General features: G+C 65.9%; 13 protein-coding genes. 3 read left to right on the plus strand and 10 right to left on the minus strand.

Annotation, left to right across the window (positions count from 1 at the left end; translation table 11 throughout):
• The 5 genes from Q9R14_RS05180 to Q9R14_RS05200 all read right to left on the minus strand — a co-directional run bounded on the left by Q9R14_RS05180 (position 1) and on the right by Q9R14_RS05200 (position 6,438).
• On the minus strand, positions 1 to 1,356 hold the full coding sequence (locus tag Q9R14_RS05180) for a hypothetical protein (protein ID WP_306003701.1): 1,356 nt from the start codon (positions 1,354 to 1,356) through the stop codon (positions 1 to 3).
• A gap of 57 nt (positions 1,357 to 1,413) precedes the next feature.
• Positions 1,414 to 1,746 (minus strand): hypothetical protein, encoded by a 333-nt coding sequence (locus tag Q9R14_RS05185; protein WP_306004121.1) that lies wholly within the window; start codon positions 1,744 to 1,746, stop codon positions 1,414 to 1,416.
• 45 nt (positions 1,747 to 1,791) lie between these two features.
• Entirely contained in the window at positions 1,792 to 2,349 is a 558-nt protein-coding gene (locus Q9R14_RS05190; protein WP_371929781.1) for an N-acetyltransferase family protein, read from the minus strand.
• Between the two features lie 5 nt (positions 2,350 to 2,354).
• The gene (locus Q9R14_RS05195) at positions 2,355 to 4,574 is read right to left on the minus strand and encodes a S9 family peptidase (RefSeq protein WP_306003703.1); all 2,220 of its coding nucleotides are present in this window, start codon (positions 4,572 to 4,574) and stop codon (positions 2,355 to 2,357) included.
• Between the two features lie 79 nt (positions 4,575 to 4,653).
• The gene (locus Q9R14_RS05200; protein WP_306003704.1) at positions 4,654 to 6,438 is read right to left on the minus strand and encodes an acyl-CoA dehydrogenase; all 1,785 of its coding nucleotides are present in this window, start codon (positions 6,436 to 6,438) and stop codon (positions 4,654 to 4,656) included.
• A 134-nt stretch (positions 6,439 to 6,572) separates the two neighbouring features.
• Here Q9R14_RS05200 and Q9R14_RS05205 point away from each other — a divergent pair, with 134 nt between their 5' ends.
• Both Q9R14_RS05205 and Q9R14_RS05210 read left to right on the plus strand, forming a co-directional pair.
• The gene (locus Q9R14_RS05205) at positions 6,573 to 7,124 is read left to right on the plus strand and encodes a cytochrome b (RefSeq protein ID WP_161639087.1); all 552 of its coding nucleotides are present in this window, start codon (positions 6,573 to 6,575) and stop codon (positions 7,122 to 7,124) included.
• Entirely contained in the window at positions 7,121 to 8,038 is a 918-nt protein-coding gene (locus tag Q9R14_RS05210) for an L-threonylcarbamoyladenylate synthase (RefSeq protein ID WP_306003705.1), read from the plus strand. Before Q9R14_RS05205 ends, Q9R14_RS05210 begins: the two co-directional genes overlap by 4 nt.
• Here the strand turns inward: Q9R14_RS05210 and Q9R14_RS05215 are convergent.
• The 5 genes from Q9R14_RS05215 to Q9R14_RS05235 form a co-directional block, all read right to left on the minus strand.
• Positions 8,035 to 9,102 carry a patatin-like phospholipase family protein gene (locus tag Q9R14_RS05215; RefSeq protein ID WP_306003706.1) on the minus strand — a complete coding sequence of 356 codons (1,068 nt, stop codon included), beginning with the start codon at positions 9,100 to 9,102 and terminating at the stop codon, positions 8,035 to 8,037. The genes Q9R14_RS05210 and Q9R14_RS05215 overlap by 4 nt on opposite strands.
• Positions 9,103 to 9,120: 18 nt before the next feature.
• Entirely contained in the window at positions 9,121 to 9,960 is an 840-nt protein-coding gene (locus Q9R14_RS05220) for a 3-hydroxybutyrate dehydrogenase (protein WP_306003707.1), read from the minus strand.
• A 53-nt stretch (positions 9,961 to 10,013) separates the two neighbouring features.
• The gene (gene yaaA, locus Q9R14_RS05225; protein ID WP_306003708.1) at positions 10,014 to 10,784 is read right to left on the minus strand and encodes a peroxide stress protein YaaA; all 771 of its coding nucleotides are present in this window, start codon (positions 10,782 to 10,784) and stop codon (positions 10,014 to 10,016) included.
• A 75-nt stretch (positions 10,785 to 10,859) separates the two neighbouring features.
• A complete protein-coding gene (locus tag Q9R14_RS05230) occupies positions 10,860 to 11,597 on the minus strand; it encodes an arginyltransferase (protein ID WP_306003709.1) in 738 nt (245 codons plus the stop codon).
• A gap of 114 nt (positions 11,598 to 11,711) precedes the next feature.
• The gene (locus tag Q9R14_RS05235) at positions 11,712 to 12,602 is read right to left on the minus strand and encodes a flagellar motor protein MotB (RefSeq protein ID WP_045811177.1); all 891 of its coding nucleotides are present in this window, start codon (positions 12,600 to 12,602) and stop codon (positions 11,712 to 11,714) included.
• A 116-nt stretch (positions 12,603 to 12,718) separates the two neighbouring features.
• On the opposite strand from Q9R14_RS05235, the gene Q9R14_RS05240 reads away from it, so the two are divergent.
• Positions 12,719 to 13,579, plus strand: a complete 861-nt coding sequence (locus tag Q9R14_RS05240) for an NAD(P)-dependent oxidoreductase (protein WP_306003710.1) — start codon at positions 12,719 to 12,721, stop codon at positions 13,577 to 13,579.
• The last annotated feature ends 2 nt before the right edge of the window (positions 13,580 to 13,581 follow it).

Raw genomic sequence — 13,581 nt, forward strand, 5'->3', positions numbered from 1 at the left:
TTAGTCGATCTTCAGCCGTGCGAAGAGCATCGCCCCGTCGGGATCGCCGCCGTACAGCGGCTCCAACGCCGTCGGTACGCGATTGATGGCATAGAGACCGCCGAAGCCGAACCGGACGTGCTCGGCGATCCGCCAGTCGCGGACCACGCCGACCGAGGCCTTTCCGACCGTATAGAGCGGGCCGTGGCCGCCGCCGACGCCGGGAACCAGTTCATCCGTCTCGATCCGCTCGGCGCGGGCGAAGACGGTCCAGCGGTCGTTGGGGTGGACGGCGGATTCCAGCAACCAGCCGTCCTTCGATTCGCCGTGGTCGTTAGTCTTTCGACCCCAAGCCATGGTCGAGGACCACCAGCCGTCATCGCCCAGTCGCCGCGTATGTATGGCGCTGGCCGACCATTTCGTCTCGTCCTCGTCGGGTTCCAGCTGTTCCGGAGCGGAAACATCGGCGTAGGAGGCCTGCAGCGACCATTCGTCGCTCGGATTCCAGACTGCGCGAACGGACCAGCTGTCCAGCCGTGGCGGATCGATGCCCCAGCGTTCCTCGTCCGGCTCACGACCCTTAAAGGCCGAGGTCTCGATCTTGAACCGGTCGTGCGCCCAACCCAGCGTCGTCACGCCGAAGACGATATGGGTCGAATCCAGCCAGTGGTGGGTGATCGGCGCCTCCGGGCTGTCCATCGCGCTCATCCGGTGCATGAAGGCGGGCGGGCCGAAGGCGGGTTCGCCCGGAAGGCCGATGTAGCCATAGACGCTGTCCTTGTCGGACAGACGCTTCGAGTAGCTGGCTGACAGCTCCATGAAGAGGTCGTGGGGGTGCTGACGATCGACCAGCGGATTGACGCCGTCCGCCGTCTCGCCCGCCGCCAGCAGCAGCGGATAGCCGGACTTGCCCATCAGCGGATCGGGGCTGAGCATGGCGCGCAGGTTCAGTTTCGAACCGTCGTCGAAGTCACGGCGCGCCGAGGTCATCAACATGCCGGCGACGAAGGTCTTGTCGCCGCCGCGCGGTCCGGACTGTCTGTCATAGACCAGGTTCAGCATGGCGTGGGTCATCACCATCCAGTCGCCTTTGACGGTGTGAATGCCGCCATGTTCGCCGGCGTCGGGTTGCCAGCCCGTGCCTGAGGCGTCGCGGCTCATGGGCCACGGGCCATAGGGACTGGTCATTGTGTGACCCATGCGGGCGTGATCGGCCATTGTATCGCTGGCCGACATGGGCATGTCGTCGCCCGAGTGCGGATCGGCGGCGGGCGCGGTCGGCGGCGCGTGGTGAGCGTGATCCTGCGCCGCGGCGACCTGAGCCAGGGCGAGCAGGGAAGCGCCGGCGCAGGCGCCGACGAGAGTACGGATAGCCATTCAAGGCCTCCTCTGATGATCGTGACGGAATGCGTCCTGCGAGGGGCGCGAGGTGTGTCAGACGATCAGGAGGCGGGGCGGTCCGGGTTCGGGCGACAGCAAGCGACCGGCCGGCAGAGCGGCCGAAACGGCGACGACGCGCGACGGCGACAGGGTCGGACGGGAAACCGGCGCGGGGTCCAGCGTGGGCGTCGCCACGCAGGCGACGCAGCAGATCATCGCCTTCATGGCCTTGGGCGCATGGTTCGGGGTCTGGTCGGGCGAAGACTGGCCTGTCTCATGGCCCGTCTGATGGCAAGGCGCGGTGGTCGCCGGCGACGCCGAGGCGCCGACCGCGCCGAGCGCCAGAACCGACATCGCGCCGATCAGCAACAACAGGGCTTGAACCATCTTCACGGCGTCAGGATAGGCGTCGGCTCACGGCGCCGCAATGTGTCAGCGCAGCGGCTTCTTGTCGACAAGGGGCAGACCCGGCGCGTCGGGCGGTGTGGCGCCGCCGTCGCAAAGCGCCCGCTGCATGAACACCACGTCGCGCCAGTCGTCGTGCTTCCAGCCGGCCGCCTTGAACACGCCGGCGTCGGTGAAGCCGCGCGTGCGGTGCAGGGCGATTGAGCCGACGTTCTCCGCATCACCGATGACCGCGACCATCTGACGAAGCCCCATCGCTTCGCACCGGACGATCAGCGCATCGAGCAGGGCGCCGGCGACGCCGCGTCCCCTGGCCCAGGGCGCGACGTAGATGGAGTCCTCGACCATGTAGCGATAGGCCTGGCGCGTGCGAAACGGCCCGGCATAGGCGTATCCGGCGACCGCGCCGTCGATCTCGACCACAAGCCGCGGCAGGCCGAGAGCTTCGACCCCGGCCAGCCGGGACGCCATCTCGGTCTCGTCAGGCGCCTCCAGCTCGAAGGTGCCGCGCCCATTGGCGACGCTCTCGGCATAGATGACCGTGATCGCGGCGATGTCGTCGGGACGGGCGTCGCGAACCGTCAGTGCGCTCACGCCTGCTCCCAGCCCTTGTCGATGGCCCAGACGGCGAAGGCGTAATCGTGGGCGACTTCTTTCAGATAGTCGAACCGCCCGGCCGCGCCGCCGTGACCGGCCTCCATATTGATCTTCAGCAGCACCGGCTTGCCCGAGGTGGTCGCGGGTCGCAGCTTGGCGACCCACTTCTCCGGCTCCCAGTAGGTGACGCGCGGATCGGACAGACCGCCCGTCGCCAACACCGCCGGATAGTCTTTGGGCTCGACCTGATCGTAGGGGCTGTAGCTCATCATATAGTCGTAGGCGGCCGGGTCCTCGATCGGATTGCCCCACTCGGGCCATTCCGGCGGCGTCAGCGGCAGGGAGGTGTCCGACATGGTGTTGATCACGTCCACGAACGGCACCTGACCGATGATCCCGGCCCACAGGTCGGGCCGCATATTGTTGACCGCCCCCATCAGCAGACCGCCCGCCGATCCACCCTGAGCGACGATGTTTCCGGCCTTTGCGTATTTCTTGTCGATCAAGTGTTCGGCGGAAGCGATGAAGTCGGTGAAGGTGTTCTTCTTCGTCATCTTCCGGGCGTTGAGGAACCAGCCCCAGCCCTTGTCCGAACCGCCGCGAATGTGGGCGATCGCGTAGATCCAGCCACGGTCCACCAGCGACAGCCGATTGGTCGAGAAGCTGGCCGGCATGGGAATGCCGTAGGAGCCGTATCCGTAGAGCAGCAGGGGCGCAGAACCATCGACCGGCGTCGATTTGCGACGCAGCACCGTTACCGGCACCAGCTGACCATCGGCTGCCGGGGCGTTCAGCCGCTCGACCACATAGTCTTCGATATTGTGACCGGACGGAATCTGCTGCGTCTTGCGCAGGGTCCGCTCGCGCGACGCCATGTCGTAGTCGAACGTCTGCGTCGGCGTGGACGGCGAGTTGTAGGTGTAGCGTGTGGTCGTCGTTTCGTATTCGGAGGCGCCGGCCAGCGACAGGGCGAAGGCCGGTTCGTCCACCGCGATCTCATGCTCGGCGCCGGCCCGGTCGCGGATGATGATGCGGGTGTTGGCGTCTGCGCGTTCCTGACGCGCCAGATGGGCGTTGGTCAGGTCCACGCCTTCAATGAAGCGGCCCGCCGTGTGCGGCACCAGATCGGTCCAATTCGCCTTGGCCGGCGTCGCGGTCGGGGCCTGGACGATCTTGAAATCGATGGCGTCGTCCGCATTGGTGCGGATCACCCAGCGGTCGCCCCAGTGATCGACGTCATAGCGGGTCGCGACCACGCGCGGCTCCAGCACGACGGGCTCGGCCGTCGGCGTGGCGGCGGGAATGTAGCGCGCCTCGGAAGTTTCCTGGTTCTGGATGCCGATGACGATGAACTGGTCGTCGGCCGTGCGGCCCACGCCAATGAACATGCCGTCGTCGGTTTCCTCATAGAGCAGGCTGGTCTCGCCGCCGCGGGCCGGACGACGGAAGATCTTGTCCGGACGGCCGTTGTCGTCGCGATTGGTCCAGAAGATCCACTGGCTGTCCGGCGAGAAGACGAAGTCGCCGGTGGCGCTGTCGATCACCTCGGGCAGCACCTCGCCGGTCGCCAGATCCTTGACGTAGATTTTGTGCACCTCGGAACCCTGGGCGTCCTCGGCATAGGCGAACAGGTTGTGATCCGGGCTGTGGCTTGCGGCCGAAACTTCCGAATAGGCCTTGCCCTTGGCCAGTTCATTGGCGTCCAGCAGCAGCTGGGGCGTCGGGGCCATGACAAAGTTGTTCGTCACCGGCTGACCCTCGACCATCCACGTGCCCTGACGCTCGACGCGCATGTAGCGGGGGTGCTGGTCGCCGGTCTGGTATTCGACGTAGTAGTTCCAGCCGCCATCCGGCGCCGGAACCGAGCTGTCGTCTTCCTTGATGCGGCCGCGCATCTCGCTGAACATCGTCTCCTGCAAGGGCAGGGTAGAGGCCATCATGGCCTCGCGGTAGGCGTTCTCGGCGGTCAGGTGCTCCTTGACCTCGGCCTTGATCAGGGTCGGATCGCGCAGGACCGCCTGCCAATTGTCGTCCTTCATCCACTGATAGTCGTCGGTTCGGGTGCGGCCCAGTTGTTCGATGACGACGGGGATTTTCTTGGCGACGGGCGGCTGAGGCATAGGGAATCCGGTGGACTGACGGGCGAGCGCGGGGGAGGCCGAGACGGCGAGGGCGGTCGCCGCCGTGGACATGATCAGTTGCCGACGATTCATCGGACGCTCCCTGCTTGTTCGAAGGGCGGACCTTGAAGGTCCGGCCCCATCGACGTCAAACGAAGAAACGCCGAGCCGATCATCCGGCCAGCGCGTCGACCGTCATGCGCCGCAGCAGGTCGCCGCCCTGACCCACGGCCGCGAGGCGGCTGGAAACGTGACCCAGCACATTGGCGGCATAGACTTCGTAGAGGTCCAGTTTGCCCTGCAGCCAAATCGGATCACCGTCATTGGTGTCCAGCTTCGCCTTGGCTGCAAGCGCGCCCTTGGCTAGCATCCATCCGCCGGCCACATCGCCCAGCAGTTTAAGATAGGCGTCGGCGGCCGCCAGCACATCGGCCGCCGCATTCGGATCGGCCTTCTGATCCAGCAGCCACAGGGTCGCGTCCTCGACCGCCTCGATGGCGGTGGCGAACCGTTCGACGGGCTTGCCGCTGTAGAGCTTTCCGAGATCGACCAGTGTCGCCTTCATGTCTGCGATCAGCGCCTTGGCCGCATCGCCGCCGTCCATCGACAGTTTGCGACCCACCAGATCCATGGCCTGAATGCCGTTGGTGCCTTCGTAGATCGGGGCGATGCGGGCGTCGCGATAGTATTGCGCCGCACCGGTCTCCTCGATGAAGCCCATGCCGCCGTGGATCTGGACGCCCATCGAGGCGACCTCGCAGCCGATATCGGTGGACCAGGCCTTGGCGATCGGGGTGAACAGGTCTTCGCGCCCCTTCCAATGGCGGCGTTCCTCTTCGGTCCCGGCGTGGCGGGCCAGATCGGCGGCGACGCCGGTCGACAGGCACACGGCGCGCGCCGCCGAAATCTTGGCCTTCATGACGCTGAGCATGCGTCGCACGTCGGGATGGTCGAAGATCGGGGCGTTGGCCTCGCCGGTCCAGACCGAACGACCCTGGCGACGGTCCAAGGCATAGGCGAGGGCGTGCTGATAGGCGCGTTCGGCAATGCCGACGCCCTCGACGCCGACGGCCAGACGCGCAGCGTTCATCATCACGAACATATGGGCCAGGCCCTGGTTCGGCTGACCGACCAGTTCGGCGGTCGCCCCTTCATAGCTCATGACGCACGTCGGCGAGGCGTGGATACCCAGCTTGTGCTCGACGCCGACGGGGCGGAAGGCGTTGCGTTCGCCCAGCGTGCCGTCTTCCTTCACGGCGAACTTCGACGCCAGGAACAGGCTGATGCCCTTGGGGCCCTTGGGCGCATCCGGCAGGCGGGCCAGCACCAGATGGACGATGTTGTCCGTCGCGTCGTGGTCGCCCCAGGTGATGTAGATCTTCTGCCCGTTCAGCGCATAGGTCCCGTCGCCGTTCGGCGTCGCCGTGGTGATCAGCGAACCCAGGTCCGATCCGGCGCCCGGCTCGGTCAGCACCATGGCGCCGGTCCATTCGCCGCTGACCAGCTTGGTCAGATATTTGGCCCTTTGCTCTTCCGTCCCGACCTGCTCCAGCGCCTCGATCGAGGCCAGCGACAGCATGGGGCAGAGGCCGAACGCCATGTTGGCGGCATGGACGGTCTCATAGGCCGCCAGTTCCAGCGCCTTGGGCAGGGCCTGTCCGCCCGCTTCGGTCGAGGCCGACAGCCCGGTCCAGCCGCCGGCCGCGAACTGGCGATAGGCGTCGGCGAAGCCGGGCGCGGCGGTGACGGCCCCGTTGGCGTAGGTCGAGCCCTTCTGATCCCCAATCCGGTTCAGCGGTGCCAGCACCTCTTCGGAGAATTGTCCTGCCGCCTCCAGAACGGCCCCGGCGACATCGGCGTCATAGTCAGGAAAGGCGCCGGTTGCGGCCACGTCGGCCATGCCGGCGACGGATTCCAGAGTGAAGGCCAGGTCTCGAACGGGCGCGCGATAGGTCATGGGTTTCCTCAATCGTCTTTGCGGCCTAAGTGCCGCGTCGGGGCCTGTCGCTGCAAGCGTCTTGGCGACGCGCCCCGTCTCAGTGCAAAGTGGCTGAATGCATGGTGACGCCGTGCCGTCGCGGAAGGGAAGACATGGGCGAGCCCCGCAATCGATATTCGGCCGTTTCCCTGCTGATGCACTGGGGTATCGCCGCCGCCGTTCTGACGCAGGTGCTGCTGATCACCGCGCATGAGAATACGGAAGGGCCGATTTCGGGCCAGTTCGTCATGCTGCACAAGTCGCTGGGTCTGACGATCCTGGTGCTGACCCTAGCGCGGATCGGATGGCGCCTGGCGCATCCGGCGATTCCCCTGCCATCGGCCTTGCCGCGCTGGCAGAAGGTGGCCGCGCGCGCGACGCACGTTCTGTTCTACCTGGCCCTGATCGTCATTCCGATGACCGGTTGGCTCGCATCATCTGCGGGCGGGCGCGCGATCGAGTGGTTCGGTCTTTTCTCCTGGCCCTTGCTGCCCGTCGGCGGCGGGCGCGAAACGGCGCGAAGCCTGATGGGTCTGCACGAACTGGCGGTGAAGGGTCTCTACGTCTTGATCGCCCTACATGTGATCGCGGCGCTGAAGCATCAGTTCATAGATCGCGACAATGTGCTGCACCGGATGATCCCGATCATCCCGCGCCGACCGTGAGTCAAACGCCGCTGCAAGGCGCCCAGGCGCTGGCGAACGGCGATCTGATCCTGCTGCCGACCGAGACAGTCTATGGCCTGGGCGCCGACGCCAGCAATGCCGAGGCGGTCGCCGCCATCTTCGCCGCAAAGGGACGACCGAAGTTCAATCCGCTGATTTCCCATGTCGTCGATGTCGATGCGGCGGCCAAGATTGGGGAGTTGGGCCCGCTTGGACGGGCCTTGGCGGACGCCTTCTGGCCTGGGCCCTTCACCCTGATCACGCCGATCTTGGACACGCGCAGGGTTTGCGACTTGGCGCGCGCGGGGCTGGACAGCGTCGCGATCCGCGTTCCGGCGCATTCCGTGGCCAGAGAAGTGTTGGCGGCGTTCGGCGGCCCGGTCGTGGCCCCCTCGGCCAATCGTTCCGGCCGCCCGAGCCCGACGACCTTCACGGATGCTGTCGAGGAGACGGGCTTTGCCGTCTCAGCGGCTGTCGATGGCGGGCCTTGTGAGGTCGGTCTGGAAAGCACGGTCGTGTCGGTGCTGGGGGGACGGGTCGCCCTGCTGCGTCCCGGCGCCATCACTCGATCCGAGATCGAGGCGGTCGTCGGTCCCATTCATGAGAGCGGGGAGGGGCATCGTTCGCCCGGGCGACTGACCCTGCACTATGCGCCGGATGCGCCGGTTCGGATCGAGGCGAAGCAGGCGCGTGACGGCGAGATCCTGCTCGGCTTTGGCCCCGAAGCCGGAGAGCCGCGCTGGAGCCTGAGCCCGTCGGGCGACCTGCGCGAAGCCGCCACCAATCTGTTCCGACTGCTGCGCGAAGCCGACCGCACACGGCCGACAGGTATCGCCGTGTCGCCGATTCCGACGACGGGACTGGGTGAAGCCATCAACGACCGTTTGCGTCGTGCCGCAGGCTTCGTCGGCTAGCCGAAGCGAGCCTGAAGATCGACGCTCGACTGGCGACCCACGCTGCTCAGGCAAGCATTCAACCAATCGTCGGCGGCCGCACGTCCCCGCGCCTTAAGATCGTTGAGGAAACCCCATTCGGTGTTGAACTTGGACCGCAGCGACAGGTCCGAGAGCCAGCCGTCCGCCTCGATCGCGTGCAACCGGACGTGCCGATAAGGTCCGGCGCCGCCGCCTTTCAACTGCCCATGTTCGATCAGTTCACCCGCCAGGGCGATGGCGCGCAGTTCGGCGACCAGCGGCGCGTTGAAGACGATCTCGTTCAGCCGATCGACGATATCGCCTGCGCTTTTCGGCGTCTCGTCGCGGACCATTGGGTTGAGTGTGATCAGCAGCACATCGTCCGGCGTGTCGTCTCCGGTCAACGGCCATAGTGGCGGATTGGTCAGATAGCCGCCGTCCCAATAGGGCTCGCCGTCGATCTCCACGGCTTGGAACAGATGGGGCAGGCACGCCGACGCCATCAGGACATCGACATTGATCTCATTCGTCTCGAAGATGCGCGCTTTCGCCTGGCGCACGGCGGTGGCGGCGACGAAAAGTCGGATGTCCGAGGCCTGGACCGCGCGGAAATCGACCGAGGCCTGCAAAACCCGTTTCAGAGGATTATGGTTCAACGGGTTGAATTCATACGGACTCATCGACATCGCCAGCGTCTCGCCCGCGCGCCAGAATGGATTGTCCTTGATCCAGTCGGGCGTCCGCGCCGCATTCCAGATCGCGCTGTCGCCGAAGACGTTGCGACCGCCGGACTGGTTCACCTCTCGCCAGAGCTTATCCAAGGCAGCGCGGCCATCCCCTGACGCGAGACCTGACACCAGGGCCGTGCCGTTCATCGCTCCCGCCGAGACTCCGGACACCGCGCGAATATCAAGCCGATCGTCTTCCAACAGACGATCCAACACGCCCCATTGGAACGCGCCGTGCGCGCCGCCGCCCTGCAGCGCAAGGCAGATGGGACGTCGGGCTGGAGCGGTGGCGCCGGTGTTCGCCGCCTCGGCGGTCTTGCGCTTGAAAATCGCCATGACCGCCGCCTTCCTTTGCTACTGAGCGGTCCAACCGCCGTCGATCGAGAAGCTGGCCCCGTTGGCCGAGGCGCCGAGGTCGCTGACCAGGTAGAGAAAGAGGCCGGTCAGCTCCTCCGTCGTGACGAACCGCTTTGTCGGCTGGGCCGCCAGAATCACGTCCGTCAGCACCTGCTCCTCGGTCATGTTTCGCGTGCGCGCCTGATCCGCGATCTGTTTGGTCACGATCGGCGTCTCGACGAAGCCGGGGCAGATGGCGTTGCAGGTGATGTTGTCGCGCGCCAGTTCCAGCGCTGTGGTCTTGGTGAAGCCGATGACGCCATGCTTCGCCGCGACATAGGCGGACTTGAACGGACTGGCCACCAGACCGTGCGCCGAGGCCATGTTGACGATCCGGCCGCGACCTTGCGCCTTCATGATCGGGATCGCCGCGCGCGTGGCGTAAAAGGCCGAGGACAGGTTGATGGCGATGATCTTCTCCCACTGGTCGGCGGGGAAGTTCTCGACGGATTCGACGTGCTGGATGCCGGCGTTGTTGACCAGGATATCCAGGCGGCCCAGTTCGCGTTCAGCGAAGGCGATCATCTCGGCGATCTCGTCACCGCGCGTCATGTCGGCTGGATGATAGAGGACGCGAACGCCGGATGAGGCCTCCAGATCGGCGCGGGTGCGCTCGATCTCCGCCGGGTCGCCCAGGCCGTTCAGCACCACGTCGCCGCCGCCCGCCGCCACGGCCCGCGCCAGAGCCAGTCCGATGCCGGAGGTCGAGCCCGTGATGACCGCGACCTGCCCTTTCAGATCGCCGATACCGCGTGCCGCCCGACTGTCAGCGCCCGTGGAGTTAGGCTCTTGCGACATGAATCCGCCCCTTCGTTTGTTTTGGCGAGATTAGCGGGAGGTCGATGCCGGGATCAAGAATTTCCCGATCTGATGAATATCCACTCGGTGTCGGTCGAGGCGGCCTTGTCGAACGCATAACCGTCCCGGTCGAAAGCCTTCAGGTCTGCGACCCGTTCCACGCGCTCGTCGATCGCGAAACGCGCCATGGCCCCGCGCGCCTTCTTGGCAAAGAACGAGATGACGCGGCTCTCGCCATTCTTCTCTTCCCGGAACTGGGGCGTGACGACAGGCAGTTGCAAAGCCTTTGCATCGACGGCGCCGAAATATTCCTGGCTGGCGAGGTTCACCAGCGTCGGATCCGACTGGCCCTCGGCGTCCTCGTTCAGTTGTTTGGAAATCCGGTCGCCCCAGAAGTCGTACAGGCTGGCCCCACGACGCGTCTTCAGCCGCGTGCCCATCTCCAGGCGATAGGGCTGGATCCGGTCCAACGGACGCAGCAGGCCGTAAAAGCCAGACAGGATGCGCAAATGATCCTGCGCGAACGCCAGGGCCTCGGCGTCAAGTTCGCGCGCTCGCAAGCCCTCATACACATCGCCGGCAAAGGCGAAGGCGGCCTGAACGCCCTCGGTCGATTCCGGATCGAAAGCCTTAAAGCGCGCGGCGTTCAGGGTCGCCAGATCGTCGGAAATCCCCATCAGCCGACGCAGGTCCGCCTTGGTCTGACGCTTGGCGGTCGTGGACAGGCTGGCGGTGTCTTCGAGCAAACGCCGATCCGTCGCCGGAATGGCCGCATCGGCTTCGGTGAAATCGAGGCGCTTGGCGGGGGAAAGAACAATCAGCAAGACGCGGCTCCGTAATGTCGCCGCCCACATAGGATGCTTCGATGACGATTTGAACCGGCTGCGACGAAGGGCGCCTCAGGCGTCGCGCCGTGACCAGCCGAGCTTGCCGAGGGTTTCCATCGGGCGGAAGTCAGCCTTGTAATCCATCTTGGCCGAGCCCTGGACCCAATAGCCGAGGTAGACGAACGGAAGACCGACGATGGCGGCCTGGCGCACATGGTCCAGGATGGCGAACCGGCCCAGGCTGCGCCGCTCCATCGTCGGATCATAGAAGCTGTAGACCATCGACAGGCCGTCTTTCAGCAGGTCCGTCAGGGTCACAGCGACCAGATCGCCCGGACCGCCGTCGGTCGAGGGTAGGCGATACTCGATCAAATGGGTGCGGACGGCCGTGTCCTCGACCATGGCGACATAGTCGAGCCAGCCCATGTCGCTCATGCCGCCGGTGGGGTGACGGGTGGTCAGGTAGCGGCGCAGAAGCTGGAACTGTTCGGTCGTCGCCTCCGCTTCGACCAGGTCGCGCGAAAGGTTGGCGTTGCGGGCCAGAACCTTGCGCTGCGAGCGGCTGAAGGCGAACTCCGGCACCGGCAGCCGCACCGAGACACAGGCGTCACAGGCCTCGCAGGCCGGGCGATAAGCGATGTTCTGGCTGCGGCGAAAGCCGGCCAGCGTCAGTTCGTCATTGACGTGCGCGCCGTCCGAGAAGGGCAGGTTGGCGAAGACCTTCCGCTCCGTCTTGCCCGGAAGATACGGGCAGGGCGCGACCGAAGTCATAAAGAAGCGAAGCTGTCGGGTCGGTACGTGCTGGGTCACGGCCTCAGGTCCGCATCCGATCTTGCCAATATTGCGACGACACAACGCTCATCGCGCGATTTGGCGTCATCCGCCTTCCGGCTGCAAGCCTGTTCGCGTCGCAGCCGACCGGAGTCACAGCGAGGTGTCCGACGGCAGGACCGGCGCCTCGCGCAACAGGACGATGGCGATGCGGCGGTTGCCGGCCAGAGTCGGATCGTCCGGATAGAGCGGGTCGGATCCTGCCTTGCCCGCCACCGAATAGACGCGGTCGGGATCGACGCCCGAACCTTGCAGCACCAGACGCGAGCCGTTGGCGCGCTCGGACGAGAGGCTCCAGTCGGCAGGGGCGCTGGCGCGGCTGGAGCCGGGCGCGGCGCTGGTGTGTCCGGTGATGGAGATGCGGTTCGGCAACTGGTTGATCACCTTGGCCACGGCGCGCAGCAGCACCTGGGCGCGGGCATTCGGGCGGGCAGAGTTGTTGTCGAACATCGACCGGCCTTCCTGATCGACCAGTTGGATGCGCAGCCCCTCGGGCGTCTGGTCCACGATCAGCTGTTTCGACAGTTCGGCCAGCTCCGGCATCGACTGCATGGCTTGGCGCAGCGATTCGGCGGCGCTGGCGAACTCGGCGGCCTCGCGCTTCTGGATTTCGGCCTGGAGAGCCGCGTCGCTGGCGGACGACAGGCTGGAGCCCGTCTGATCGGTCGCGGGCGCTTCGGGCGCCAGTTCTTCCAGCACGGACTGCGAGCCGGCGCTCTTGACGCCATCGTCGCCCAGCGATGTGCCGCCCAGAATACCGCCGGAACCGGAAGTCGTTTCGGACACGCTGGCGGGCGCGAAATATTCGGCGATGCCGCGCTTCTGCTCCGGGTCGGTCGTGTTGATCAGCCACATCAGCAGGAAGAAGGCCATCATGGCGGTCACGAAGTCCGCATAGGCCACCTTCCACGCACCGCCGTGGTGGCCTCCGCCGGAGACCTTCTTGACCTTCTTGATGAGGATCGGACGATCGCTCACGGACATTGACGCGCACCCCGACGAATGGTGTCCCATTGTGGGCTGGCCAAGGTTAACCGGGCGTTGACCTTGAACCCCGGCGCGGCGCGGCCTAGTCCGACGGCAGGATCAAGGAGCCTGTCATGAAGATCGCATTCGCCGGCCTGGGCGTCATGGGCGCCCCGATGGCGCGTCATCTGGTCGAGGCGGGCCACGACGTGACCGGATTCAATCGCACTGTTTCAAAAGCCGAAGCCTGGGCGGCGGCGACGGGCGGCAAGGCGGCGGCGACGGTGGCTGAGGCAGCACGGGGCGTCGATCTGTTCATCCTGTGCGTCGGCAATGACGACGACATGCGCGCCGTCGTGACCGAGGCCTTGCCGCACTTGGCGGAGGCCGCCGTGATCGTCGATCACACCACGACCTCGGCCAAGGTGGCGCGCGAAATGGCCGAACTGGCAAGCGGGAAGGGGCTGTCGTTCATCGACGCGCCGGTGTCGGGCGGTCAGGCGGGCGCCGAGAACGGACAACTAAGCGTCATGGCCGGCGGGGATGCCGCCGCCCTGGCGAGGGTTGAACCCGTTCTGAAGGCCTATTCCAAGGCCATCAAACATATGGGACCGGCGGGCTCAGGCCAGTTGACCAAGATGGTCAACCAGATCGCCATCGCCGGCGTCGTTCAGGGTTTGGCCGAGGCGGTCCACTTCGCTCAGGTCGCGGGACTGGACACCGACGCCGCCTATGAGGCCGTATCCAAGGGCGCCGCACAAAGCTGGCAGATGGACAATCGCTGGAAGACGGCGGCCGTGGGCGAGTTCGACTTCGGCTTCGCCGTGGACTGGATGCGCAAGGACCTGGGCCTGGTGCTGGACGAGGCGCGCACGAACGGCGCGCGCCTGTCCCTGACGGCCCTGGTCGATCAGTTCTACGCCGAGGTTCAGGCCATGGGCGGAAACCGCTGGGACACGTCAAGCCTCGCGGCGCGACTGCAACCCCGCGACTGACG

This window comes from Brevundimonas sp. C43, assembly GCF_030732185.1.
GTDB classification, from domain to species: domain Bacteria; phylum Pseudomonadota; class Alphaproteobacteria; order Caulobacterales; family Caulobacteraceae; genus Brevundimonas; species Brevundimonas diminuta_C.

Excerpts from the sequence above, each read along its gene's own strand:
- Q9R14_RS05180 (WP_306003701.1), bottom strand. The coding sequence starts at position 1,356 with ATGGCTATCCGTACTCTCGTCGGCGCCTGCGCCGGCGCTTCCCTGCTC.
- Q9R14_RS05185 (WP_306004121.1), bottom strand. The coding sequence starts at position 1,746 with ATGGTTCAAGCCCTGTTGTTGCTGATCGGCGCGATGTCGGTTCTGGCG.
- Q9R14_RS05195 (WP_306003703.1), bottom strand. The coding sequence starts at position 4,574 with ATGAATCGTCGGCAACTGATCATGTCCACGGCGGCGACCGCCCTCGCC.
- Q9R14_RS05200 (WP_306003704.1), bottom strand. The coding sequence starts at position 6,438 with ATGACCTATCGCGCGCCCGTTCGAGACCTGGCCTTCACTCTGGAATCC.
- Q9R14_RS05205 (WP_161639087.1), top strand. The coding sequence starts at position 6,573 with ATGGGCGAGCCCCGCAATCGATATTCGGCCGTTTCCCTGCTGATGCAC.
- Q9R14_RS05215 (WP_306003706.1), bottom strand. The coding sequence starts at position 9,102 with ATGGCGATTTTCAAGCGCAAGACCGCCGAGGCGGCGAACACCGGCGCC.
- Q9R14_RS05220 (WP_306003707.1), bottom strand. The coding sequence starts at position 9,960 with ATGTCGCAAGAGCCTAACTCCACGGGCGCTGACAGTCGGGCGGCACGC.
- Q9R14_RS05235 (WP_045811177.1), bottom strand. The coding sequence starts at position 12,602 with ATGTCCGTGAGCGATCGTCCGATCCTCATCAAGAAGGTCAAGAAGGTC.
- Q9R14_RS05240 (WP_306003710.1), top strand. The coding sequence starts at position 12,719 with ATGAAGATCGCATTCGCCGGCCTGGGCGTCATGGGCGCCCCGATGGCG.